We start from the raw sequence: 21727 nt of genomic DNA on the forward strand, positions 1-21727 counted from the left end.
AGGGACAAGCGAATCATGCGGATCGTTGCGGCGATGATGGTGGCGGCAAGCTGGCCGGCGATGGCGCTGGCGCAAGAGGTGCCGGCGCCCGCGCAGGCCCCCGCGCCCGCTCCGACGCCAAATCCGACGACGCCTGCCCCCGCGGCAGCGACGGTCCAAGCCGCGCCCACGACCCCGGCGGCAGCACCCGCCGCTTCGGCGGAGGAGGACAGCGAAGAGGGCGATATCGTCGTCACCGGCCGCAAGCCGGTGGGCTCCGTCGTCGGCGACATTCCCGCCGAACAGACGCTGAGCCCCGCCGACGTGCGCAGTTATGGCGTCAGCAGCGTGTCCGACCTGCTCACCGAACTGGGGCCGCAGACGCAGAGCGGCGCGGGCGGACCGCCGGTGGTGCTGCTCGACGGGCATCGCATCTCGGGCTTCCAGGAAATCCGCGACATCCCGACCGAGGCGATCCTGCGCGTCGATATCCTGCCCGAAGAGGTCGCGCTGAAATACGGCTATACCGCCGACCAGAAGGTGGTGAATTTCGTGCTGCGCCGCCGCTTCCGCGCGACGACGGTCGAGCTGGCCGACAAGGGCGCGACCGAAGGCGGCAGCAACACGCCGCAGGGCGAGTTGGACCTGCTGACCATCCGGCAGGGCGCGCGGCTGAACATCCACAGCAAATACCAGCAGACGTCGGCGCTGACCGAATCGGAACGCGACATCACCGCCGCGTCGACCGAGGGTCAGACCAACAATTTCGACCAGCGGCCGTATCGCACATTGGTGCCGTTCAGCCGCAGCTTCGGCACCAACGCCACCTATGCCAAAACGATCGGCGACGACATCAACGCCTCGATCAACGGCGAGATCGCGGCGACGCAGAGCACCGGCCAGTATGGACTGCCGCTCGACGGCACGGGCGCGCCGGTCAGCGGTGACCCGCTGCGCCAGCAGACCAACGGCGTCACCGGGCACCTCGGCACCAGCTTCAACGGGCGGCTGAGCCCGCGCTGGCTGTGGACGGTGACGGGATCGTTCGATCGCGCCGATACGCGCACGATCGGTGACACGGTCGCCGGCCGCGGCACCAACCGCGCGCATTCGGTGTCCAATGCCGGCGACCTGGAGGCGCTGGTCAACGGGCCGTTGTTCACGCTGCCTGCGGGCGACGTGACGACGGCGGTGCGCGTCGGCGCACAGACGAGCCAGTTCACCAGCAACTCGCTGCGCGCTGGCCTGGTCAGTGGTGGCCGGGTGTCGCGCGATCAGGCGAATGCGCGCGTCAACATCGACCTGCCGATCGCCAGCAAATCGCGCGCCGTGCTGCCGTTCCTCGGCAATCTGTCGATCAACGGCAATGCGGCGGTCAATCAGCTGTCCGACTTCGGCACGCTGACCGCCTACGGCTATGGCGTGAACTGGGCGCCGATCAATGCGATCCGCGTCATCGGGTCGATCAACCAGCAGGATGTCGCGCCGACCGCGCAGCAGCTGGGCAACCCGACGGTCGTGACGCCGAACGTGCGCGTCTTCGACTATGTGCAGGGCCAGACGGTGACGGTGACGACGATCAGCGGCGGCAACCCGGGCTTGCGCGACAGCAGCCGGCGGGTGACGAAGCTGGGCGTGACGCTCAGGCCGCTCGACCAGACCGATCTGACGATCATCGGCAATTATACGAAGCAGGATACGCGCAACCCGATTCGGGGCTTCCCGTCGCCGACCGCGGTGATCGAGGCGGCCTTCCCCGATCGCTTCACTCGCGATGCGGACGGCGAGCTGACCCGGCTCGACACGCGGCCGATCAACTTCGCCCGATCCGAAAGCTCGGAATTCCGCTGGGGGATCAATTTCTCCAAGCCGATCAAGTCGAAGGTTCAAAAGCAGATCGAGGCATTCCGCGCCGGCACCGGACCCAATCCGTTCGCCGGCCTGCGTTTCCCGGGTGCGGACGGCCGGCGGCGCGGCGGCGGCGGTGACGGCGTCGGTTCGGGTGGGGGCGCAGGTGCCCCACCGGCGGGCGGCGATCAGGCTGCGACGCAGGGGACCAGCGGGCAGGCGGGTGACGGTTCCGGAGCGCGCCCGAACCAGCAAGCCGCTGGTGGCGACCGGCCGCGGGGCGGCTTCGGTGGGCCGGGCGGCGGCGGTCGCGGCTTCGGCGGTGGCGGGTTCGGGGGACGTGGCGGCGCCGGTGGCGGTCGCGTCCAATTCGCCTTCTATCACACCTGGCATCTGGTCGAACGGCGGACGATCGCCAACGACGGACCGGTGCTCGACCTGCTCAACGGCGATACGCTGGGGTCGAACGGTGGCCAGCCGCGCCACGAATTCCAGGGTCAGGCCGGCTATTCCAACAACGGCATCGGCGTGCGCCTGTCGGCCAATTACGCCACCGGCACGCGGGTGAACGGCGGCACCGCGGCGAACCCGCAGACGCTCAACTTCTCGGGCCTCGCGACCGCAGACCTGCGCATCTTTGCCGATCTGGGGCAGCAGCTCAGCCTGGTGAAGGCGCATCCGTGGATCCGCGGCACGCGCGTCACCTTCTCGGTCAGCAACATCTTCAACAGTCGCCAGCGTGTGACCGACGCGACCGGGGTGACGCCGATCAGCTACCAGCCGGATTATCAGGACCCGATCGGGCGGACGGTGCGGCTGTCGTTGCGCAAGCTGTTCTTCTAAAGGCCCAGCCGGCGGGCGAGCCAGTCCGCCGCCTGGTCGGGGGTCTGCTTGTCGGCGTCCCGGTCGACGCGATAATTCGCCTCGCGCATCGCGGTGACGGGGATGCGGCCGACCAGCGGCTGGAGCGCCGCGACGAACGCGGCGTCCTTCGCGCGGCGCGGGGCGACGAGCAGCAGCGCGTCGTAGCTGGGAATGGCGTGCTTCGGGTCGGTAAGGACGGTCAGCCCGTCCACGGCGATCCGGCCATCCGAGGAGAAGGCGGAAATCACGTCCGCCTCGCCGCTGGCAAGCGCGCGGTACATGAAGGTCGGCGCGTAGGACTTGGCGGCCGCGAAGCGCAGCGGATAGGCGCGGCGCACCGCCGCCCATTCGGGCCGTTCGAGGAATTCGAGGTCGCTGCCGAGCTTGAGCGAGGGCGCGGCGGCGACGAGATCGGTCAGGCTGGCGATCCCTCGCGCCTTGGCGTCCGCTCCCCGCATCGCGAAGGCATAAGCGTTTTCGAAGCCCAAGGGGCCGATCAGGCGTACGCCGCTGCTGGCTTGTGCCCAGTGGCCGATCGCGGCGACCATCGCTCGGCGATCGGGCACGTCACTGCGGTGCATCTGGCCGTTCCACAGCGTGCCGGCATAATCGACGTAGACGTCGACATCGTTGCCTGAGAGCGCGCCATAGACCACCGCCGAGCCGAGGCCGTCGCGATAGCGGACGCTATAGCCGGCGCGCTCCAGCCGGTCGCCGATCAGCCGGGCGAGAATATATTGTTCGGAGAAGTTCTTGGCGCCGATCGTCACGACCTTCGTGTCATTGCGTTGCCACAGTGGCGCGGTGGCGAGCGCGAGGCCGGCGACGAGCGCGATCAAAGCGCCGATCCACAGTGGCCGGCGGCGGTGCGCGATGCCGCGCTCGATCAGGCCGATGAGCGCGTCGGTGACGAGCGCCAGCCCGGCGGCGGCGATGCAGCCCGCCAACACCAGCGCCCAGTTCTGCGTCTGCAGACCCGCGAAGATCATGTCGCCGAGGCTGGGCTGGCCGACCGTCGTGGAGAGCGTCGCCGCGCCGATCGTCCATACCGCGGCGGTGCGGATGCCGGCGACCAGCACCGGCAGCGCGAGTGGCGCTTCGACCAGGCGTAGCTTTTGTGCGGGCGTCATGCCGACCGCATCCGCCGCCTGGGTGACGGCGGGGTCGATGCCGACGAGCCCGGCGACGCCGTTGCGGATGATCGGCAGCAACGCATAGAGCGTCAGCGCGATCAGCGACGGCAGGAAGCCGAGCGCGGGGATGCCGCCGCCGACCAGCCCCGACAGCCACAGCAGCAACGGGTAGAAGAGCGCGAGCACGGCGAGCGCCGGGATCGTCTGGATCAGGCTGGCAATCCCCAGGATCGCGGTGCCGATCCGTGGACGGCGCGCGGCGAGGATGGCGAGCGGCAGGCTGATTGCGATGCCGAGCGCCAGCGCCGCGGCCGACAGCAGGACGTGCTGGGCGAGCAGCGGCGGCACGCGGCCGAGTGCGGCGAGAAGGGCGTTCATCGTGCCATCTCGCGCAGCCGTTCGGCCTGATCGCGCGGCACCGCGACCAGCGCCTGCGCGGTCTCGCCGCCTTCGCCGCGCAGCAGCTGTGCGGGGGTGGCATCCGCGATGAGCCTGCCCGCCTGCATCACCAGCACACGGTCGGCGAGCAGCAAGGCTTCGGCCATGTCGTGCGTGACGAGGATCGTGGTAAGGCCGAGCCGATCGTGCAGTGCGCGGATCTCCTGCCCCAATGCATCGCGCGTCACCGGGTCGAGCGCGCCGAACGCTTCGTCGAGCAGCAGCAATTTGGCACCGGGCGCAAGGGCACGGGCGATCGCGACGCGCTGGCGCTGCCCACCCGACAGCGCGTCGGGCCTGCGGCCGGCGAGTTCGCGCGGCAAGGCGACGAGGTCGAGCAGCGCAGGCACGTCGACGGGCGGCCCGCCGGCGATGCGCGGGCCGATTGCGATATTTTCCGCGACGGTCATATGCGGGAACAGGCCGATCGACTGGAAGACATAGCCGATGCTCCGTCGCAGCGCCGGCGCGGGGCGGGTGGCGACGTCGGCATCGTCGATCAGTACCCGGCCGTTGCTCGGCTCGACCAGCCGGTTGACGGTCTTGAGCAAGGTCGACTTGCCGGACCCGGAAGCGCCGACGAGCGCGACGAACTGACCCGCGGGGATCGTTGCCGAAACGCCATCGACCGCGACCGTGTCGTCGAACCTCTTGGTCACGGTATCGAAGCGGAGCGATTCTGCTGGCATCGGGGCCGACGATGCGGGATGCCTGATGCAAAGTCCAATAGGGAGAGCGAGATGGGCGAGCGGAAGGCGATCTTCATCACCGGTGGCGGATCGGGTATCGGCCGCGCGGTCGGGCGGCTGTTCGCGAGCCGCGGCTGGCTGGTCGGCGTGGCCGACGTCAATGCGGGCGGCCTTGCCGAGACGCTGGCGGCGCTGCCGGGCGAGGGGCACCAGAGCTATGTGATGGACGTACGCGATCGCGATGCGTGGACGGCGAGCCTCGACGGCTTCACGCGCATCAGCGGTGGGCGGCTCGACGTCTTGTTCAACAATGCCGGTATCGGCACCGGCGGCCCGATCGCGACGGCGAGCTTCGACGAGATCGACCGGACGGTGGCGATCAACTTCACCGGCGTGCTGAATGGTGCGCGGATCGGGCATGCGTATCTGGCACGGACACCGGGGTCGGTGCTGCTCAACACCTCGTCGGCGTCGGGCATCTATGGCTCGTCGGGGCTCGCGACCTATTCAGCCACCAAGTTCGGAGTGCGGGGATTGAGCGAGGCGCTGGATGGCGAATGGTCGGCGGAGGGTATCAAGGTGCGCTGCCTGCTGCCGAGCTTTATCGAAACGCCGCTGCTCAACGGCGTGTCGTCGGGCAGCAACCGCACCATCCGCGAAAGCGTGACCGGCGCGGGGCTGGAGCTGACGCCGGTCGACGTGGTCGCAGAGGCCGCGTGGAAGGCGGTGCATGGCGACGCGGTCCACACCTATGTCGGCAAGACCGCGGAACGGATGCGCTTCGCCGCGCGCTGGATGCCGGGATCGCTGCGCAAGCGGATGCGGCGGGCGATGCGCTGATGGTTGGGTTGGCGCGCTGCGCATCCTTTCCGTCACCCCGGGCTTGACCCGGGGTCCCGCTGTTTCGCGGCGTGGCCGAAGAAGCGGGACCTAGGCTCTTCGTCCGGGGTGACGGAGTGGCGCGATTCGTTACTCGTCGACGATCGCGTCGATCGCCTCGGCCATGTCGATGTCGCGGTGGCTGAGGCCGCCGGCGTCATGGGTGGTCAGCAGGATTTCGACGCGGTTGTAGACGTTCTTCCATTCCGGATGGTGGTTCGCCTTTTCCGCCATCAGCGCGACCTGCGTCATGAAGCCGAACGCCTCGACGAAATCGGCGAATACCAGGCTGCGCGTGATCGCGTCGCGAGCCTCGTCATAATCCCATTCGGGCAGGCCATCGAGCGCATCGGCGCGGTCGGTTTCGCTGAGAGCCTCGATCATCCGGTCTTCCTTGCTGGAGGGCGTGGCGCCGGGGTATGGCCGATATCATGGCGCTGCAAGAATCTTATAGGCAAGATGCTTTTGGCCCGGCGCCGGACGCCGACGCGATCGAGGGCATCGCCCGCGACACGATCGCGCGCCTGCCCGCGGCGTTCGCGCAACATCTGGGCGATATCGTCCTGATCGTCGAGGAAGAGGCGGATGGCGAGACGCTCGCCGCGCTCGGCCTCGACCACCCGCTCGATCTGACCGGCCTGTATCACGGCCGACCGATCGGCGAGAAATCGTCGATGGAATCGGGGGCGCTGCCCGATCGCATCCATCTGTATCGGCAGGCGATCCTGGCCGAATGGGTGGAGACTGGCGTGCGGCTCGACGACCTCGTCCGCCATGTTACGATCCATGAGATCGGCCATCATTTCGGCCTGTCCGACGATGACATGCATGCGCTGGAAGAGGCGGCCGCGGATTGAGCGTCCTGCGGTTCGAGGACGTTGGCTGTCAGCGCGGCGGGCGGATGCTATTCGAGGGGATCGGCTTTGCGCTGGCGGCGAGTGAGGCGTTGTGCGTGGCCGGACCCAATGGCGTCGGCAAGTCGAGCCTGATCCGCATCGCTGCCGGCCTGCTGCGGCCGGTGGACGGCGCCGTGACGCGCAAGGGCGATGTCGCCTTATTGAGCGAGGCGCATACGCTGGACCCGGAGCGGCCGCTGGCGCTGGCGCTGCGCTATTGGATCGGCGCGGGGACGGAGGCGGCGCTGGCGGCGGTCGGACTGGCAGAGGCGGCCGCGGTGCCGGTGCGGTTGCTGTCGACCGGGCAGCGGCGCCGCGCGGGATTGGCGCGGGTCATCGGAGCCGAGGCGCCGATCTGGCTGCTCGACGAGCCGGCGAATGGGCTGGATGTGGCGGGGGTCACATTGCTGGAGGCGGCGGTCGCGGACCATCGCGCGAAGGGCGGCATTGCGGTGGTGGCGACGCATCTGCCGCTGGCGCTGCCGGGCGCGCAGATGCTGGCGCTGGGCTGATGCGTGTGTCCGCGATCATCCTGCGCGATCTGCGGCGGGCATGGACGGGCGGCGGGTTGCTGTGGCCGGTGGCCTTTTTCCTGCTCGTCGCGACGCTGTTTCCCTTTGCGGTCGGGCCGGATGCGGCGTTGATCGGGCGGATCGGCGGTGGCGTGATCTGGGCGGCGGCACTGCTCGCGGCGCTGCTACCGGTGGAGCGGCTGGTCGCGCCCGATGTCGAGGCGGGGGTGATCGATCAATATGCGGTGCGGGGCGTGCCATTGGCGCTGGTCGCCTTCGCCAAGACGGTCGCGCACTGGCTGGGCTTCGCGCCGCCGTTGATGCTGGCGGCGGTGATCGCAGCCGGTCTGTTCGATCTGCCGGCGGCGACACTGCTGCGCGTCGAGGCGGGATTGCTGGTGGGAACGCCGGGCCTCGCCGCTCTGGCGGTCGCGACATCGGCGTTGGTGACGGGCCTGCGCGGAGGGGGTGGGGTCGCAGGCCTCGTCATGCTGCCGCTCGCGATCCCGCTGCTGATCTTCGGCGCGGGATCGCTCGACACTGGGGTGGGGGCGTTGAAGCTGCTCGGCGCGGTCAGCCTGTTGCTGACGGCGGGCGCCCCCTGGATCGCCGCCGCGGCGATCCGAGCAGGGATGGACTAAGGCAAGATCAGCCCTGGTTATTGTCCGATGCATAGACCATCGCAGCCGCAGTTCCGGTTGCCGGTTTCAAGTGAAACCATTCGGGACGGTCGATCGCGGTCAGAAATGCCAGTACCGTCAGGCCGAACATCAGTAGGGCTAGTCTGCCCCACAGCGGATTGGGAGGGCTGTCGTCGGTGTTGGTCTTGGCGATATCGTCGTCAAGCTGCATGATAAGCCTCTCTGTCTGCCGAAGCCGAGATATAGGCACATCAAGTCTTCTGATCGACGAGCGTTCCGTTACGTTTTCTTGCTGCGTCGCACCATGGCGATGGGGCGACGCATTTCGGCCGGTAAAGCGAGGCGTTACCGGCTCCAGCGCGCCCAGATGGCGGTGGGCAGCGTCAGGCCGCGGGCCTCTTCGCGCACGCCAAGCTCGCCCGCCTCCACCTTCCCCGGCAGATCGGCGAACAGCTGGCGCATCAGTTCCTGCAGCGCTAGCGCCGACATGCGGACCGCGTAGACGGTGAGGAACAGAAAGCGGCTGTCGGCATCGAGCAGGCGGCGGCAATCGGCGAGCAGGCGGGGCAGGTCTTCCTCCAGCCGCCACACTTCGCCTTCCGGCCCGCGGCCGTACTTGGGCGGATCGAGCAGGATGCCGTCGTAGCGGCGGTTGCGGCGCACTTCGCGCGCTACGAATTTCGCCGCATCGTCGATGATCCAGCGGACTGGCGCATCGCTCATCCCCGACAAGGCCGCATTGGCGCGCGCGGCCTCAACCGATTTCTTGGAGGCGTCGACATGCACCATCTTCGCACCCGCCGTCGCCATCGCGAGCGTGCCGACGCCGGTATAGCCGAACAGGTTCATGCATTCCGGCTGGTCCATGTCGGCGACCTGTTCGCGCATCCAGCTCCACACCGGCGCCATGTCGGGGAAGAAGCCCAGGTGGCGGAAGGGTGTGGTCTGCGCGGTGAAACGCACCTCGTTCCACTTCAATGGCCAGCCTTCGCGCGGCACGGGTTCGGCAAAGACCCAGCGGCCGCCGCCATCCTCGTCGCTGGCGGGCAGGAACTCGCCCTGCGCCTTCCAATTCTCCGACGCGGGCGCCCACATCGCCTGCGGTTCGGGGCGGATGAAGCGGAAGCGGCCGTAGCGCTCCAGCTTGCGGCCGTTCCCCGAGTCGACCAGGCCATAGTCGGCCCAGGGTTCGCCGATCAGCGTGTGGAGAGTCATGCGCGGGGGCGTGCCCGCTCGGCGATATAGGCCGTCACCGCCTCGAACGTGCCGGGCAGGTGAGCGCAGCGCTCTTCGCGATCGAACAGGTCGCCGACGCGCGCCGGCAGCGCAGGACGCTGGCCAGTCGCGCGCTCGACCGCATCGCCGAACTTGGCGGGGTGGGCGGTGGCGAGCGTCACCATGGGCGCATCGCCCGCCTGTGCGCGCGCGGCAGCCAGGGCGATGGCGGTGTGCGGGTCGATGATCTGGCCCGCGGCGTCATGCGCCCAGCGCATCGCCAGCGTCATGTCATCCAGATCGACGCGGGCGCTGGCGAACAGCGAGGCACCGGTCTGCTGCGCATTGCTGAGCCGCATCGCGCCGCTCGATTCGAAGCCACGCATCTGGTCGGCCAGCGCGGTGCCGTCGCGACCGCCGAGGTCGAACAGCAGGCGTTCGAAATTGGAGCTGACCTGAATGTCCATCGACGGCGTCGGCGTCTGCTGAACAATGCCCTTGCTGTAATCGCCGGCCGACAGCGCGCGGTGCAGGATGTCATTGACGTTGGTCGCGACGATCAGCTTCGCGATCGGCAGGCCTATCTTCGCCGCGACATAGCCGGCGAAGACGTCGCCGAAATTGCCGGTCGGCACCGAAAAGGCGACGGCACGATCGGGCGCGCCGAGGCGGACGGCGGCGTAGAAATAATAGACCACCTGCGCCATCAGCCGCGCCCAGTTGATCGAATTGACCGCGGACAGATGGAAACGCCCGGAGAAACCGGGGTCGTTGAACATCGCCTTCACCAGCGCCTGTGCGGTGTCGAAGTCGCCGTCGATCGCGATGTTATGGACGTTGGGGGCGAGCACCGTCGTCATCTGGCGCCGCTGCACGTCGCTGACCCGGCCCTGCGGGTGGAGCATGAAGATATCGACTCCGGCACGCCCCGCCAGCGCATCGATCGCCGCCGATCCGGTGTCGCCGCTGGTCGCGCCGACGATGGTCAGATGGTCGCTGCTGCCCTTGAGGAAGCGTTCGAACAGCAGGCCGAGCAGCTGCAAGGCCACGTCCTTGAACGCGAGCGTCGGGCCGTGGAACAGTTCGAGCAGCCACTGGTCGTGGTCGAGCTGGCTGAGCGGCGTGACCGCGGCATGCGCGAAACGGCCATAGGCCTGCGTGCAGAGCTCTTTCAGCTCGGCGGGCGTCAGCGCGTCGCCGATGAAGGGCGTCATCACCGCGACCGCGGTGTCGACATAGGACAGGCCGGCGAGGTCCGCGATCTGCGCGTGCGTGAAGCTCGGCCACGCGTCGGGCAGGTACAGGCCGCCGTCCGACGCCAGGCCGGCGAGGGTGACGTCGCGGAAATCGAGGGCGGGGGCGGCCCCGCGGGTGCTGACGTAGCGCATGGCGGCTGGGTAGCGGCGCGGGCGCGACGGGGCAACGGCGGGTTTTCTTGGGCGTGGTGCGGCTGGACTATCGGCGTGCGAACGCGGCGACGGCGTGCCGATTCGCGGCGATTCGGGCGCGGAAGTGGACGAAGTGGACGGTACGTAAGTGTCGAAATCGCCCACCGGCCCGGTGCCGGAGGGCACGGGGGCGGCAAAGCGACGGTCGAACATGCCGCCGTCATAGCGGATCGGCGGCGTGTAGGACAGACGGGCGATGGCGGCGGGGCCGCGCGGCGTCGACGGGTCCGCAGTCTCGCTGCGCCGGATCGCCATGCTTCGTGTCGGTGATTCACGCGAAGACGCTAAGACGCGAAGAAGAAGAGGGTTGTTCACGCGCAGGCGCAGAGGACGCAGAGGGGTTGCGCCTGCCGCGTCGGTGGGCTGCTTTCCTCCGGCCGAGACAAGAACAGTGCGCCGCGGCGCACGAGACACCTACGCGTCCTGCGCGCCTCCGCGTGAAGGAATGTCGATCCGTCCTGGTGGGTAAGTGATTGGCTTCGCCTTATCGCGAAACCCTCCGCGCCTTGGCGTGACACCGGACTGTCGTGGTGCTGGAGGCGCAGGACTGTCGGAGGGGCGATTGGCGCCGGCCCGGCGAACGGGTTAGACGATCGGCCACCCCGTGCGTATTCGAGGCGCTATCCCATGACCCTCCCCGACCTGCTGCTGCCGACCTATGCCCAGATGCTGCGCGCGCTGTCGTCGTGGCTCGAAAAAGCGGGCGCGGGGCGGGAGGATGGTGGGGAGGGGCTGCTGACTGCGCGGCTGGCGCCGGACATGTTCCCGCTGGCGACGCAGGTGCGCTTCGCCTGCGTGCAGGCCTATGAGGGCGTCGCCCGGCTGCGCGACACGCCGCTGCCCGATGCGGTGCAGACGTTGCTCGCCGAGGGACGCGGCGCGGCCGAGGCGCCGGGGACGCTGGCGGACGCGCAGGCGCGGATCGCCGAGACCATCGCGATGGTCGAGGGCGCGGCGGGGACGATGCCGGCGGTCGATCCGGCGCGCGCGATCGCGCATGCGCTGCCGCAGGGCATGGTCTTCGATCTCAGCGCGGAGCAATATGCCCGCGACTGGGCGATCCCGCAGTTCTATTTCCACGTCATGACCGCCTATGCGATCCTGCGGGCCGAGGGCGCGGCGCTGGGCAAGGCAGATTATGTCGCGCACATGTTCGCCTATCTGCGCCCCGGCACGATGCCCGGATGAGTAGGTTTGTACTCCGTCACAGACCCAATACGCCAGAATGAGCAATTGATTGCATTTTTTTGGACAGTATCCGCCAATTTCGGGTGAGGATGCTGACGTTCCGTGTCGTCATGACAGCAACGACAAGCTCGTCGTGAACCGAGGGACGAACCACGCATTATGCCGGAACCGATCAAGCCGCCCCCCGCCCAGTTTCTGCGCGACGACGTGATCCGTGGGGGGATGGACCTGTTGCTGTTTGCGCACAAATCGCACCTGCGCCATTCCGATGCCGAACTGACCGCCATGGGGCTGGGCCGGGCGCATCATCGCTGCCTGTATTTCGTCGGGCGGCGACCCAATCTGTCGGTGGGCGAATTGCTGGGGCTCTTGGGCGTGACCAAACAGTCGCTGGGCCGCGTGCTCGGCGCGCTGATCGACAACGGCCTGATCGAACAGCGCCCGGGCGAGGCGGACCGCCGCCAGCGCCTGCTGCGCCTGACGCCGGCGGGTGAGGATCTGGAGCGTCGCCTGTTCAGCGGGCTGCACGCCAACATGAGCCGCGCCTATGCCGCTTCGGGCGAAGAGGCGGTCAGCGGTTATTGGACGATGATGCAGAATCTGATGAGCGACGACGCGCAGGCGCAGTTCAAAGCGTTCCACGCGGGGTGAGGGAGTGGGGCGGCGGTGCACCACGCCGCCGCCCCGTTTCGGCGTCAAAAGGGCAGGGGCTGCCGATCGGGTTCGACCCAGTCGCGACTCGCGAGCACGCTGAAAAGCGTATCGCGATGCCAGTGATCTAGCGGCCACTCCCGGTTGCCCGGCCGCGATGCCATGAGCGCGGTGAGCACGCGATGCAGCGGTGCGTCCTTCGCATGACGCTCCAGATGATGCGCTGCGGCCCGCATCGACGCGCAGGTGATGGTGTGATGGTAGCCGCTGCTATCGGTGTTGGCGGTTAGCGTCGCGTCATTGTAGCGCGAGATCAGCGTCCGCATGCCCTGCGGCGTGGCCAGGTCGGGACGATGGCGACACAGCCACAGCGCGGCGGCGAAGTGCGCGGCGTGCGTCCAGTCGCGCTTGGGTAATGTGCGATCGATTACGCCCAAAGCGATGCGGGCGATAGCCGCGTCCGTCGATATCATAATGCTTGGCCTTCCTTCATCAGGCCCGACTGGCACAAAAAACCCCGCCGGTCGGGCGGGGTGGGTCGTGTTGGGACGGATAGGCTGGTCAGCCGCTCCGACATCCCCACACACGCGCGAACACCGCCGTCATGACGCGGTGATGTTGGATCGAGGCGATCGCGCAGGTCATGTCGATGGGATAAGGGACATGGGGATCGCGCTCAAGGCGGCACCCGCCTACCGTCGCCGGCGCAGCGCCAGCGCGTAGATCGTCGCGGCGATGGCGGCGAAGAGGAACCACTGGACGGCGTAGGACAGATGGTTGTTCGGCACCGACGACAGATCGGGCTGGCCGTTGGCGGCGAGGCCGGGGGCGGGGCGATCGGCGACCAGCATCAGCCGCTGTGGCGTATGGTCGAACAGCGACCCGATCAACGAGCGGGCGTCGGGCGCATGGCTGATGAAGCCCGTCACCGGGCCGCCGGTCCAGGTGCCCTTGTAGGCGGGGTCGGTGGTGGTGCCGAGCTGGACGAGCATGCCCGGCCCCTCCGCGCCCGTGGCGCAGTCGGCGATCAGGCGGAAGCCGGCCTTGCCCGCGCCGGCGAGCCGCTGGCCGGTGACGCGGACGCACAGGCCCGAGGCGCGGCGGAACAGCAGGCGATCGTCGGGAAAGCGCGGGAAGGCGATCGGCGGCTTGGCCGGATTGGCGGCGAGCTGCGCGAGGTACGCCTCTTTCTTGGGCGCACGGTCGAGCAGCTGCCAGAGGCCGAGGCCGATCATCGCGGCCACCGCGAGCGCGACGATGATGGTGGGGATCAGGGGGATACGCTTCATGGGGTGGGGTCGCTGCGGGACTCGTCGATGCGGCCTTCGCGCGCGGCGTTCCTATATTCGGCGGCGAGCAGCGCGGCCTTGGCGACGCGCAGCGACCAGATCACGCCCGCCGCGGTGACGGGGATCCAGATCAGCATGTGCAGCCACAGCGGTGGGTGCAGCGTCAGCTCTAGCGTGATCGCGCCGGCGACGACCAATGCGCCCAGGATCAGCGTCAGGAAGGCGGCGGGCCCGTCGCCGACGTTGAAGCGTGTGAAATCCAGGCCACAGCCCGAACAGCGATCCGCGAACTTGACCCAGCCGGCAAACAAAAGGGGCCGGCCGCAACGCGGACACAGCCCCTTCAACGCGACCTCGGCAATCGCAGGCGAGGATACGGGCGTCGGATCGGTCATGCGACGCCCGTCAACCTTATCAGCCGCCGTGAACCGGTGCGCCCCAGCCGCCCCAGACGTAGATGGTGACGAACAGGAACAGCCACACCACGTCGACGAAATGCCAGTACCAGGCGGCGGCTTCGAAGCCGAAATGCTGGCGCGGCGTGAAGTCGCCCTTATAGGCGCGGATCAGGCAGACGATCAGGAAGATCGTGCCGATCAGCACGTGGAAGCCGTGGAAGCCGGTCGCCATGAAGAAGGCGGCGCCATAGTTGATGCCCTTGAACGGGAAGGGCGCGTGCATGTATTCATACGCCTGGATGCTGCTGAACAGCACGCCCAGCGCGACCGTCAGCCATAGGCCCTTCAGCACGCCGTCACGATCGCCGACGCCCAGCATGCCCCACAGGCCCCGCTTCTCGCCGCCGCGCTGGTTGTGGATCAGCGCGTGATGCGCCCAGGTGACGGTGGTGCCGCTGGTCAGCAGGATCAGCGTGTTGAGCAGCGGCAGTTCGAAGGCGTTGATGACGGTCAGGCCCTTGGGCGGCCATTGCGCGGCGATCGCCGCGGCGCCTTCGGCTGCGCGCTCCACCTGGCCGTCGACGAAGGCCATGGCGGTCGGGAACAGGCTGAAGTCGAAGAACGCCCAGAACCAGCCGACGAAGAACATGACTTCGGAGGCGATGAACAGGATCATGCCGTAGCGGAAGTGGAGCTGGACGACGGGGGTATGGTCGCCATGATGCGCTTCGCGCACCACGTCCGCCCACCAGCTGTACATCGTGAACAGCACGCCCGCGAGACCGGCGAAGAAGATCCAGCCGCCGCCATTGGCCTTGTCGGCCGCCAGGTGGCCGCCATGCATCCACATGATCGCGCCGCTCGCCATCACCAGCGCCGAGAGCGATCCGAACAGGGGCCAGATGCTGGGAGGCAGGATGTGATAGTCGTGATTCTTGGCGCCGGCCATGGTCAGGTCCCTGTTCTCTTATCCTCTTTGGGGCGGGACCCTAAGGCCCAAACGCCCCTAGAACAAGGTCGTGGCGGCGACGATTTTAGCGCGCGGCACAGGACGGGGGCCGTCGATCAGGTTTCCGATGCCGTCTGCGCCCGGCCGGGGGTCTTGCCGGCATCGGCGGGATAGAAGGTGTAGGACAAAGTGATCGTCTCGACGTCCGACGCGTCGGGGTCGTCCATGATCTTGGGATCGACGAAGAAGATCACCGGCATGCGCTGCGTCTCGCCGGGCTTCAGCGTCTGCTGCGTGAAGCAGAAACACTGGATCTTGGTGAAATATTTGCCAGCCTGGCTGGGTGTGACGTTGAACGTCGCGGTGCCGGTGATGGGCTTGGTGTCGAGGTTCGTCGCGGTGAAGAACGCCATGTCGCGCGCGCCGATCTTCACCGTCTCCGACCCCGCTTCGGGGCGGAAGCGCCATTTCATGCCGGGGGCGACGTTGCTGTCGAAATCGATGCGGATCAGCTTGTTGACCGCGCCGGGCGCCTCGAGCGCGCGCTGCGTCGTGCCGTTGAGGCCGGTCACCTGGCAGAACAGGCGGTAGAGCGGCACGCTGGCCCAGGCGATGCCGGTCATCACGCAGATGCCGAGCACCGCCAGCATCGCGGTGCGGAGTTGGCGGCGGGTGCCGGGATCGGTCGCCGCCCCGGTCACATGCCCTCGCGGATTTTCACGATCGCAATGGCGAAGACGAGGATCACGAACGCGCCGAGCAGCAGCGCCATCACGCGTGCCCGCGATTGCTGGCGTGCGCGGATCAGGTCTTGGTCGTCAGGAGTCATCATGGCAGCACCCAGCGATCGACGACCAATGCGCCGAACACCACGAAGAGGTAGAGGATCGAATAGCTGAACAGGCGCTTTTCGGGCTTCATGTTGTCGTCGGGCTGCGTCGTGCGCGTGGCGACGATCAGCGCGAGCGCGGCGAACACCAAAGTCGTGACGGTGGCGACCACGCCGTAGATCGCGCCGGTCAGGCCGAGCGGCCAGGGCAGCAGTGCGGCGAGCGCCATCGGGATCGTGTACAGGCCGATCTGGCGGCGCGTGGTGCGCTCGCCCGCGACGACGGGCAGCATCGGCACGCCGGCATTGGCGTAATCGGTCTTCACGAACAGCGCGAGCGCCCAGAAATGCGGCGGCGTCCACAGGAAGACGAGGCCGAACAGCAGAACGGGCAGCAAGGCGACATGCCCCGTCGCCGCCGCCCAGCCGATCAGCGGCGGGAAGGCGCCGGCCGCGCCGCCGATCACGATATTCTGCGGCGTCCGGCGCTTCAGCCAGACGGTGTAGATCAGCACGTAGAACAGGATCGAGACGGTCAGGATCGCCGCGGCGACCAGATTGACCGCGAAATACATCAGGATGACCGAGAAGGCGGCAAGGCCGACGCCGAAGTGCAGCGCCGACTGACGGTCCATCCGGCCATCGGGCAGCGGCCGCTTCTGCGTGCGGCGCATCTTGGCGTCGAGGTCCGCCTCATACCATTGGTTGAGCGCCCCCGCCGCGCCCGCGCCGAGCGCGATGCACAGGATCGCGGTGAAGCCGATCACCGGATGCACGCCCACCGGCGCCGCCAGCATGCCGCACAGGCCGGTGAACACGACGAGCGTCATCACGCGCGGCTTGGTGAGCGCGAGGAAATCGCGCCAGTCGGCTGGCGGCAAAAGGGGCGTCGCGGCGGTCATGATCGGCCCGGCTATACCCATAGCGCGGGGGTTGGGGAAGGGTGACGCACGTATCGTGCTGATCCAGGTCAAGCGCCCCCGAAATGGCGGGAACGATAGCGGAAACAGGCGGTTAGCCTGACCTATTAGGCCGCCCGTACGGCGGCATAGGTTCGAGGGGATGAAGCAGTGGCAACCCGTATCATCGACGCCGGTATCCCGGCGTCGCAATTCCTGACTGACAGCTTCCAACGCGGCCTCGCCCATTGGAACCGCGAGCGGCTGGAGCCGGGCTTCCCGACTAACGACTGGCAGCGCACGCTGGATCGCGACGTGCGGATGCAGCGGCTGGAAGGCGGCTTTCTGGAGGAATTGCGCGCGGAAGTGGCGGATGAAGCAGCCGCGGCGCCGACCGATGTCGAGGACTTCATCGCCTGGTTCGAGGAGCTGAAGGCGAGCGGGCCAGGGCAGCACGACGCCTTGTTCCCGTGGCTGGCGGAAGAGGCGAGCCTCGATCAGCTGCGCTGGTTTTTCGAGCAGGAAGCGGCGGGTGAGGCGGGGTTCGACGATCTCGTCGCGATGACGCAGGTGAAGCTGCCGACGCTGCCCAAGCTGGAGCTGGCGCGCAATTATTGGGACGAAATGGGCCGCGGCAATGCCAAGGGCATGCACGGGCCGATGCTCGATGCTTTGGTCGAGACGCTGGCGGTAAACCCGGTGATCGAGAATACCTTGTGGCAGAGCCTGGCGCTGGCGAATGCGATGACCGCGATGGCGACCAACCGGCGCTATGCGTGGCAGTCGGTGGGGGCGCTCGGCGTGATCGAGCTGACTGCGCCGGATCGCTCGGCCGCGACGGCCAAGGGGCTGCGGCGACTGGGCTTTTCCGACAAGGAGCGGCGCTATTTCGATCTGCACGCGGTACTCGACATCAAGCACAGCGAGGACTGGAACCGCGAAGCGATCCGCCCGGCGGTGGAGGAAGACCCGCGCCGCACGACCGCGATGGCGGAGGGCGCGCTGATCCGGTTGAAGTGCGGCGAGCGGTGTTTCGAGGCGTATCGCGCGGTGTTGATGGGGTGAAGGTCGCCTAACGTAACCGTCACCCCGGACTTGGTCCGGGGTCCACCGGGCCGCAAGGGGGTGGCAAGAGGCTCAAACCATCCCCCTCGCCGCGGAGTGGACCCCGGACCAAGTCCGGGGTGACGGGGTGGCTAGGGCGGTCGCAGAGTCTTAAATCAGGGCGAGTTGCGCTAGCCTGCCCACCAGCGCGGGCGGCATCAGCGACAGGCCGTCTGCCTCGCCGCCAAGGTCGAGTGGGGCGTCCGCCGCCTCCAGATAGCGCCAGCCCTGATGCGCACGCTTCGGTCGGGCCTGTACGAGCACCAGCGCGGGGTCGATATGGATCGCGACGCGGCCGCCCTCCGCCTCGCTGAAGCCGAGGATCGGCGAGCGTGCGACGAGCTGGTGCTTGATGATCCAGAATAAGGAGCCCTGCCCGGCCACCTCCTCATGCCGCTTGGGCAGGTAGCGCGTGGTCAGGAATACCGGGCCGTCCGCGGCACGCTGCGTCAGGCGATCGGCGAGATGATCGACGCTCGTCGCGCCGAAGGCCACTTTGGTGAGATGCAGCATGGCCGCGCGATGTGGGTGGGGCAGGGCGGTGGGGCAAGGCCGCGCTAAATCCTCCCTGCGCTGGGGACCGCGGCCGTAGGCCGTGGTGGAGGGGGCGTTTCGGCATACGATATGCTCGCCGTGACCTCCCCCTCCGTCAGCGCTGCCGCGCTGCCACCGTGCGGGGTCGATCATGCCCCCGGCATGATCTTGAACGGCCGGGGGCCGTTCATCCTCGCACGCCCTGGCGGGGGAGGACTAAGAAGGATTACCCGCCCAAACCCCAGAGCGACGCCAGTCCCAGGAACGAAAAGAACCCCATCACGTCGGTCGCGGTCGTCACGAACACCGCCGACGACACCGCCGGATCGACATTGGCCTTGTCGAGCGCCACCGGCACGATGACGCCGACGAGGCCGGCGACGATCGAGTTGATGACCATGGCGATCGCGAACACGATCGACAATTGCAGGTTGCCGAGGATCACATAGCTGCCGACCGCGCCGACCAGGCCGAGCGCGCCGCCGTTGCACAGCGCGATCTGGAATTCGCGCGCCAGCATGCGCACCGTGTTCGAGCTGGTGAGCTGGTTGGTCGCGAGCGCGCGGACGACGACGGCGAGCGTCTGCGTACCCGCATTGCCGCCCAGTGCCGACACGATCGGCATCAGCGCGGCGAGCAGGGCAAAGCGGGCGATCTCGCCCTGGAACAGGCCGACGACCGATGCCGACAGCATCGTCGCGCCCAGATTCACCACCAGCCACGCGATGCGCGTGCGCACGGTGAAGCGGATCGGTTCGTTGATGTCGCCTTCGCCGGCGCCGGACAGGCGGAGGGCGTCCTCGCCCGCCTCCTGCTGAATGATGTGGACGATATCGTCGACGGTGATCATGCCGACGAGCCGGTCGGACGCATCGACCACCGCGGCGCTGATGAGCGCGTATTTCTGGAAGCGGAGCGCAACCTCTTCCTGATCCATGTCGACCGGGATCAGCGTCTGTTCGCGCTTCATCACATCGCCGATCGCGATGCTGCGCGGCGTGCGCAGGATCCACGACAGTTGGCACGTGCCGACCGGGTGGTGGCCGGCATCGACGACGAAGATTTCCCAGAAGTCGGTGGTCAGCTCTTCGTGGTGGCGCAGGAAGTCGATGACGTCGCCGACGGTCCAGTGATCGGGCACCGCGATCAGCTCGCGCTGCATCAGGCGGCCGGCGGTTTCCTCCGGGTAGGACAGCGCCTCTTCGATCGCGGCGCGATCGTCGGGGTCGAGCGCGCGCAGCACGGCGCGCTGGTCGGCTTCCTCCAGATCCTCGATGATCGCGACCGCGTCGTCGGTGTCGAGCTCGCTCGCGATGTCGGCGACCTCGGTCGGGGTCAGCGCGTCGATCAGGTCCTCGCGGACGTAATCGTTCATCTCGGCGAAGACGTCGCCGTCGAGCAAATCCTTCAGCGCGCGGGCGAGGCCGGCGCGATCCTCATGCGGGGTTAGTTCGAACAGGTCGGCGATGTCGGCCGGGTGCAGCGGCTCGACCAGCGCGCGCGCTTCCTCGTCGTCGCCCGCGCGCACCGCATCCAGCACCGCATCGACGAATTCGGGACGCAGGCGATCGTCCTCGTCCAGCTCGTCCTGTTCGGCGGCCAGCATCTCGGGAAGCTCGGTATCGCTCATCGCTGCCTCCGTCCGTGCTGCAATCGTGTCGTGGTGCAATCGGGGGCGTCTACCGCGCTGCGGCACGATTGGCCACCCTTCGGGGATTTGCCCTTCGGCCGAAGCGACACTACCTGCTGCGGCAACACCATAAAGGACAACACATGGCCGATACCTTCACCACGCTGACGCTGACGCTCGACACCGGGTCCGAACAGGGCGACGTCACGATCAAGCTGCGCCCCGATCTGGCGCCGAACCACGTCGCGCGCATCGGCGAGCTGGCGAACGAAGGCTTCTATAATGGCGTGCCGTTCCACCGCGTGATCCCGGGCTTCATGGCGCAGGGCGGCGACGGCGGTCGTGGCGACGGCACCGGCGGGTCGTCGAAGCCGAACCTGAAGCAGGAGTTCAACAAAGAGCCGCACGTGCGCGGCGTCTGCTCGATGGCGCGGACCAGCGATCCCAATTCGGCGAACAGCCAGTTCTTCATCTGCTTCGACGACGCGCGCTTCCTCGACAACCAGTATACCGTCTGGGGCGAAGTGACCGACGGCATGGACCTGATCGACAAGCTGCCCAAGGGCGAGCCGCCCCGCAATCCGGGCAAGATCGTCAGCGCCAAGGCGGAGTAACGCCGTTTGGGGGGGCGAGGGCGCCGTGTCCTCCCCCTCCGTCAGGCCATACGGCCTGCCACCTCCCCCTGGCGGGGGAGGACTTCGACCTCATGCCTCCCCCGCCAGGGGGAGGTGTCGCCGGCCAGGCCGGTGACGGAGGGGGAGGATGCGGGACGTCCGCTGATCGTCCCGACCGTTAAACCTCGCCCAGCGTCCGGATCAGCCAGTCGTGGAACATGCGGACCGGGCGCTGTTGCAGCGCGCGGGGGCGGCAGACGAACCAATAGCTGTACGGGCTTTCCACCACGATATCGAACAGGCGCACCAGCCGCGGATCGCGGGCGTCCTGGAAATGGCTTTCGTGCATGAAGGCGACGCCGATGCCCTGCGCCGCGGCCTCCAGCATCAAGGCGCCCGAATCGAAATAGTCGATCGCCAGCGGCTCGATGGTGGGGTCGATGCCCGCCGCGTCGCGCCATGCGGTGAAATTGTCGGGCATCTCGCGATGGATCAGCGCGGTCAGGCCGCTCAACTGCGCGGGCCGGGTGATCGGGTCGGGGCCCTCCAGCAACGTGCGCGCGCCGATGACATAGACCGAATTGCGGTCGAGCCGCTTGGCGTACAGCGTCGGATCGATCTCGCGCGACAAAGCGATCACCGCGTCGAGCCCTTCGCCCAGCCGCGCGATGCCGTGGCCGGCGGTGTCGATATCGAGATGCAGTTCCGGATGCGCCGCGCGCAACTCGCCCAGCCGCGGGAACAGGCGCTGCGAGGCGAACAGCGGCAGGATGCCGAGGCGCAGGCGCAGCACGTCGCTATGCCCCATCATCTCCTCGATCGTATCCGACAGACTGTCGAGCATCGGCGCGATCTGGCCGAGCAGCCGGTCGCCATCCGCGTTCAACACCATCGCTTGGTGGCGGCGTTCGAACAGCGGCCGCCCGATAAAGCGTTCCAGGCTCTGGACGCGGCGACTGAGCGCGGGGGCGGACAGCGCCAGTTCGGTGGCGGCAGCCTTCACCGACCCCAGTCGAGCGACTTGCACGAACGCCTCGATGGCGCCCAGCGGCGGCAATCTGCGCATCGCGGTCCTTCCTCGCCCCAGTGTCGCGTCAACG

25 protein-coding genes are annotated in these 21727 nt (G+C 67.9%); 9 read left to right on the forward strand and 16 right to left on the reverse strand.

All coding sequences use genetic code 11. From position 1 onward, the window contains the following. Window positions 1-15 precede the first annotated feature (15 nt). Window positions 16-2670 carry a TonB-dependent receptor gene (locus ACP7A3_RS11185; protein ID WP_426255607.1) on the forward strand — a complete coding sequence of 885 codons (2655 nt, stop codon included), beginning with the start codon at window positions 16-18 and terminating at the stop codon, window positions 2668-2670. On the opposite strand, the gene ACP7A3_RS11190 is transcribed toward ACP7A3_RS11185, so the two are convergent. Then, window positions 2667-4202, reverse strand: a complete 1536-nt coding sequence (locus tag ACP7A3_RS11190) for an ABC transporter permease/substrate-binding protein (protein ID WP_426255608.1) — start codon at window positions 4200-4202, stop codon at window positions 2667-2669. The genes ACP7A3_RS11185 and ACP7A3_RS11190 overlap by 4 nt on opposite strands. Next, on the reverse strand, window positions 4199-4951 hold the full coding sequence (locus ACP7A3_RS11195; protein ID WP_426255609.1) for an ATP-binding cassette domain-containing protein: 753 nt from the start codon (window positions 4949-4951) through the stop codon (window positions 4199-4201). Before ACP7A3_RS11195 ends, ACP7A3_RS11190 begins: the two co-directional genes overlap by 4 nt. A 51-nt stretch (window positions 4952-5002) precedes the next feature. Here ACP7A3_RS11195 and ACP7A3_RS11200 point away from each other — a divergent pair, with 51 nt between their 5' ends. After that, window positions 5003-5791, forward strand: a complete 789-nt coding sequence (locus tag ACP7A3_RS11200) for an SDR family oxidoreductase (protein WP_426255610.1) — start codon at window positions 5003-5005, stop codon at window positions 5789-5791. 129 nt (window positions 5792-5920) lie between these two features. Here the strand turns inward: ACP7A3_RS11200 and ACP7A3_RS11205 are convergent, their stop codons facing one another. Further along, the gene (locus ACP7A3_RS11205; protein WP_017980223.1) at window positions 5921-6214 is read right to left on the reverse strand and encodes a 4a-hydroxytetrahydrobiopterin dehydratase; all 294 of its coding nucleotides are present in this window, start codon (window positions 6212-6214) and stop codon (window positions 5921-5923) included. A gap of 35 nt (window positions 6215-6249) precedes the next feature. On the opposite strand from ACP7A3_RS11205, the gene ACP7A3_RS11210 reads away from it, so the two are divergent. The 3 genes from ACP7A3_RS11210 to ACP7A3_RS11220 are packed head-to-tail and all read left to right on the forward strand — an operon-like array spanning window position 6250 to window position 7879. Then, window positions 6250-6687, forward strand: a complete 438-nt coding sequence (locus ACP7A3_RS11210) for a metallopeptidase family protein (RefSeq protein ID WP_426255611.1) — start codon at window positions 6250-6252, stop codon at window positions 6685-6687. After that, the gene (ccmA, locus tag ACP7A3_RS11215) at window positions 6684-7238 is read left to right on the forward strand and encodes a heme ABC exporter ATP-binding protein CcmA (RefSeq protein ID WP_426255612.1); all 555 of its coding nucleotides are present in this window, start codon (window positions 6684-6686) and stop codon (window positions 7236-7238) included. Before ACP7A3_RS11210 ends, ccmA begins: the two co-directional genes overlap by 4 nt. Next, complete coding sequence (locus tag ACP7A3_RS11220) at window positions 7238-7879, forward strand: heme exporter protein CcmB (protein ID WP_426255613.1); 642 nt, start codon at window positions 7238-7240, stop codon at window positions 7877-7879. Before ccmA ends, ACP7A3_RS11220 begins: the two co-directional genes overlap by 1 nt. 7 nt (window positions 7880-7886) lie before the next feature. On the opposite strand, the gene ACP7A3_RS11225 is transcribed toward ACP7A3_RS11220, so the two are convergent. The 3 genes from ACP7A3_RS11225 to thrC all read right to left on the reverse strand — a co-directional run bounded on the left by ACP7A3_RS11225 (window position 7887) and on the right by thrC (window position 10482). Further along, window positions 7887-8090, reverse strand: a complete 204-nt coding sequence (locus ACP7A3_RS11225; RefSeq protein WP_043061132.1) for a hypothetical protein — start codon at window positions 8088-8090, stop codon at window positions 7887-7889. A gap of 134 nt (window positions 8091-8224) precedes the next feature. Continuing rightward, window positions 8225-9094, reverse strand: coding sequence for a class I SAM-dependent methyltransferase (locus tag ACP7A3_RS11230; protein ID WP_147036446.1), 870 nt, complete (start codon window positions 9092-9094; stop codon window positions 8225-8227). Then, on the reverse strand, window positions 9091-10482 hold the full coding sequence (gene thrC / locus ACP7A3_RS11235) for a threonine synthase (RefSeq protein WP_426255666.1): 1392 nt from the start codon (window positions 10480-10482) through the stop codon (window positions 9091-9093). Before thrC ends, ACP7A3_RS11230 begins: the two co-directional genes overlap by 4 nt. Before the next feature lie 687 nt (window positions 10483-11169). Here thrC and ACP7A3_RS11240 point away from each other — a divergent pair. Both ACP7A3_RS11240 and ACP7A3_RS11245 read left to right on the forward strand, forming a co-directional pair. Further along, window positions 11170-11730 carry a DUF1993 domain-containing protein gene (locus tag ACP7A3_RS11240; protein ID WP_426255614.1) on the forward strand — a complete coding sequence of 187 codons (561 nt, stop codon included), beginning with the start codon at window positions 11170-11172 and terminating at the stop codon, window positions 11728-11730. A 159-nt stretch (window positions 11731-11889) separates the two neighbouring features. Beyond that, the gene (locus tag ACP7A3_RS11245; protein ID WP_017980215.1) at window positions 11890-12381 is read left to right on the forward strand and encodes a MarR family winged helix-turn-helix transcriptional regulator; all 492 of its coding nucleotides are present in this window, start codon (window positions 11890-11892) and stop codon (window positions 12379-12381) included. 44 nt (window positions 12382-12425) lie between these two features. Here the strand turns inward: ACP7A3_RS11245 and ACP7A3_RS11250 are convergent, their stop codons facing one another. The 7 genes from ACP7A3_RS11250 to ACP7A3_RS11280 form a co-directional block, all read right to left on the reverse strand. Then, entirely contained in the window at window positions 12426-12854 is a 429-nt protein-coding gene (locus ACP7A3_RS11250) for a hypothetical protein (protein ID WP_426255615.1), read from the reverse strand. 219 nt (window positions 12855-13073) lie between these two features. After that, window positions 13074-13670, reverse strand: a complete 597-nt coding sequence (locus ACP7A3_RS11255; RefSeq protein WP_426255616.1) for an SURF1 family protein — start codon at window positions 13668-13670, stop codon at window positions 13074-13076. After that, window positions 13667-14065: a DUF983 domain-containing protein gene (locus ACP7A3_RS11260; RefSeq protein ID WP_426255617.1), complete on the reverse strand. Its 399-nt coding sequence runs from the start codon at window positions 14063-14065 to the stop codon at window positions 13667-13669. Before ACP7A3_RS11260 ends, ACP7A3_RS11255 begins: the two co-directional genes overlap by 4 nt. Before the next feature lie 19 nt (window positions 14066-14084). Then, entirely contained in the window at window positions 14085-15017 is a 933-nt protein-coding gene (locus ACP7A3_RS11265; protein ID WP_017980211.1) for a cytochrome c oxidase subunit 3, read from the reverse strand. 116 nt (window positions 15018-15133) lie between these two features. After that, window positions 15134-15718 (reverse strand): cytochrome c oxidase assembly protein, encoded by a 585-nt coding sequence (locus ACP7A3_RS11270; protein ID WP_426255618.1) that lies wholly within the window; start codon window positions 15716-15718, stop codon window positions 15134-15136. Further along, on the reverse strand, window positions 15715-15849 hold the full coding sequence (locus ACP7A3_RS11275; protein ID WP_017980209.1) for a hypothetical protein: 135 nt from the start codon (window positions 15847-15849) through the stop codon (window positions 15715-15717). Before ACP7A3_RS11275 ends, ACP7A3_RS11270 begins: the two co-directional genes overlap by 4 nt. Then, the gene (locus ACP7A3_RS11280; RefSeq protein ID WP_426255619.1) at window positions 15846-16748 is read right to left on the reverse strand and encodes a heme o synthase; all 903 of its coding nucleotides are present in this window, start codon (window positions 16746-16748) and stop codon (window positions 15846-15848) included. The genes ACP7A3_RS11275 and ACP7A3_RS11280 overlap by 4 nt, the downstream gene beginning before the upstream one ends. 168 nt (window positions 16749-16916) lie before the next feature. Here ACP7A3_RS11280 and ACP7A3_RS11285 point away from each other — a divergent pair, with 168 nt between their 5' ends. Next, window positions 16917-17810 (forward strand): iron-containing redox enzyme family protein, encoded by an 894-nt coding sequence (locus ACP7A3_RS11285; protein WP_426255620.1) that lies wholly within the window; start codon window positions 16917-16919, stop codon window positions 17808-17810. 150 nt (window positions 17811-17960) lie between these two features. On the opposite strand, the gene ACP7A3_RS11290 is transcribed toward ACP7A3_RS11285, so the two are convergent. Together ACP7A3_RS11290 and mgtE are read right to left on the reverse strand one after the other, a co-directional pair. Further along, the gene (locus tag ACP7A3_RS11290; RefSeq protein ID WP_426255621.1) at window positions 17961-18362 is read right to left on the reverse strand and encodes a DUF1489 family protein; all 402 of its coding nucleotides are present in this window, start codon (window positions 18360-18362) and stop codon (window positions 17961-17963) included. 247 nt (window positions 18363-18609) lie between these two features. Beyond that, window positions 18610-20013 (reverse strand): magnesium transporter, encoded by a 1404-nt coding sequence (gene mgtE / locus ACP7A3_RS11295; RefSeq protein ID WP_426255622.1) that lies wholly within the window; start codon window positions 20011-20013, stop codon window positions 18610-18612. Between the two features lie 143 nt (window positions 20014-20156). On the opposite strand from mgtE, the gene ACP7A3_RS11300 reads away from it, so the two are divergent. After that, complete coding sequence (locus ACP7A3_RS11300; protein ID WP_017980204.1) at window positions 20157-20627, forward strand: peptidylprolyl isomerase; 471 nt, start codon at window positions 20157-20159, stop codon at window positions 20625-20627. Between the two features lie 178 nt (window positions 20628-20805). On the opposite strand, the gene ACP7A3_RS11305 is transcribed toward ACP7A3_RS11300, so the two are convergent. Continuing rightward, on the reverse strand, window positions 20806-21693 hold the full coding sequence (locus ACP7A3_RS11305) for a LysR substrate-binding domain-containing protein (protein ID WP_426255623.1): 888 nt from the start codon (window positions 21691-21693) through the stop codon (window positions 20806-20808). Window positions 21694-21727: the final 34 nt, after the last annotated feature.

Source organism: Sphingomonas sp. DC5200-1 (genome assembly GCF_049897245.1).
Classification (GTDB): Bacteria; Pseudomonadota; Alphaproteobacteria; order Sphingomonadales; family Sphingomonadaceae; genus Sphingomonas; species Sphingomonas aquatilis.

Excerpts from the sequence above, each read along its gene's own strand:
- ACP7A3_RS11185 (WP_426255607.1), top strand. The coding sequence starts at position 16 with ATGCGGATCGTTGCGGCGATGATGGTGGCGGCAAGCTGGCCGGCGATG.
- ACP7A3_RS11190 (WP_426255608.1), bottom strand. The coding sequence starts at position 4,202 with ATGAACGCCCTTCTCGCCGCACTCGGCCGCGTGCCGCCGCTGCTCGCC.
- ACP7A3_RS11195 (WP_426255609.1), bottom strand. The coding sequence starts at position 4,951 with ATGCCAGCAGAATCGCTCCGCTTCGATACCGTGACCAAGAGGTTCGAC.
- ACP7A3_RS11200 (WP_426255610.1), top strand. The coding sequence starts at position 5,003 with ATGGGCGAGCGGAAGGCGATCTTCATCACCGGTGGCGGATCGGGTATC.
- ACP7A3_RS11205 (WP_017980223.1), bottom strand. The coding sequence starts at position 6,214 with ATGATCGAGGCTCTCAGCGAAACCGACCGCGCCGATGCGCTCGATGGC.
- ACP7A3_RS11210 (WP_426255611.1), top strand. The coding sequence starts at position 6,250 with ATGGCCGATATCATGGCGCTGCAAGAATCTTATAGGCAAGATGCTTTT.
- ACP7A3_RS11220 (WP_426255613.1), top strand. The coding sequence starts at position 7,238 with ATGCGTGTGTCCGCGATCATCCTGCGCGATCTGCGGCGGGCATGGACG.
- ACP7A3_RS11225 (WP_043061132.1), bottom strand. The coding sequence starts at position 8,090 with ATGCAGCTTGACGACGATATCGCCAAGACCAACACCGACGACAGCCCT.
- ACP7A3_RS11230 (WP_147036446.1), bottom strand. The coding sequence starts at position 9,094 with ATGACTCTCCACACGCTGATCGGCGAACCCTGGGCCGACTATGGCCTG.
- thrC (WP_426255666.1), bottom strand. The coding sequence starts at position 10,482 with ATGCGCTACGTCAGCACCCGCGGGGCCGCCCCCGCCCTCGATTTCCGC.
- ACP7A3_RS11240 (WP_426255614.1), top strand. The coding sequence starts at position 11,170 with ATGACCCTCCCCGACCTGCTGCTGCCGACCTATGCCCAGATGCTGCGC.
- ACP7A3_RS11245 (WP_017980215.1), top strand. The coding sequence starts at position 11,890 with ATGCCGGAACCGATCAAGCCGCCCCCCGCCCAGTTTCTGCGCGACGAC.
- ACP7A3_RS11250 (WP_426255615.1), bottom strand. The coding sequence starts at position 12,854 with ATGATATCGACGGACGCGGCTATCGCCCGCATCGCTTTGGGCGTAATC.
- ACP7A3_RS11255 (WP_426255616.1), bottom strand. The coding sequence starts at position 13,670 with ATGAAGCGTATCCCCCTGATCCCCACCATCATCGTCGCGCTCGCGGTG.
- ACP7A3_RS11260 (WP_426255617.1), bottom strand. The coding sequence starts at position 14,065 with ATGACCGATCCGACGCCCGTATCCTCGCCTGCGATTGCCGAGGTCGCG.
- ACP7A3_RS11265 (WP_017980211.1), bottom strand. The coding sequence starts at position 15,017 with ATGGCCGGCGCCAAGAATCACGACTATCACATCCTGCCTCCCAGCATC.
- ACP7A3_RS11275 (WP_017980209.1), bottom strand. The coding sequence starts at position 15,849 with ATGATGACTCCTGACGACCAAGACCTGATCCGCGCACGCCAGCAATCG.
- ACP7A3_RS11280 (WP_426255619.1), bottom strand. The coding sequence starts at position 16,748 with ATGACCGCCGCGACGCCCCTTTTGCCGCCAGCCGACTGGCGCGATTTC.
- ACP7A3_RS11290 (WP_426255621.1), bottom strand. The coding sequence starts at position 18,362 with ATGCTGCATCTCACCAAAGTGGCCTTCGGCGCGACGAGCGTCGATCAT.
- mgtE (WP_426255622.1), bottom strand. The coding sequence starts at position 20,013 with ATGAGCGATACCGAGCTTCCCGAGATGCTGGCCGCCGAACAGGACGAG.
- ACP7A3_RS11300 (WP_017980204.1), top strand. The coding sequence starts at position 20,157 with ATGGCCGATACCTTCACCACGCTGACGCTGACGCTCGACACCGGGTCC.
- ACP7A3_RS11305 (WP_426255623.1), bottom strand. The coding sequence starts at position 21,693 with ATGCGCAGATTGCCGCCGCTGGGCGCCATCGAGGCGTTCGTGCAAGTC.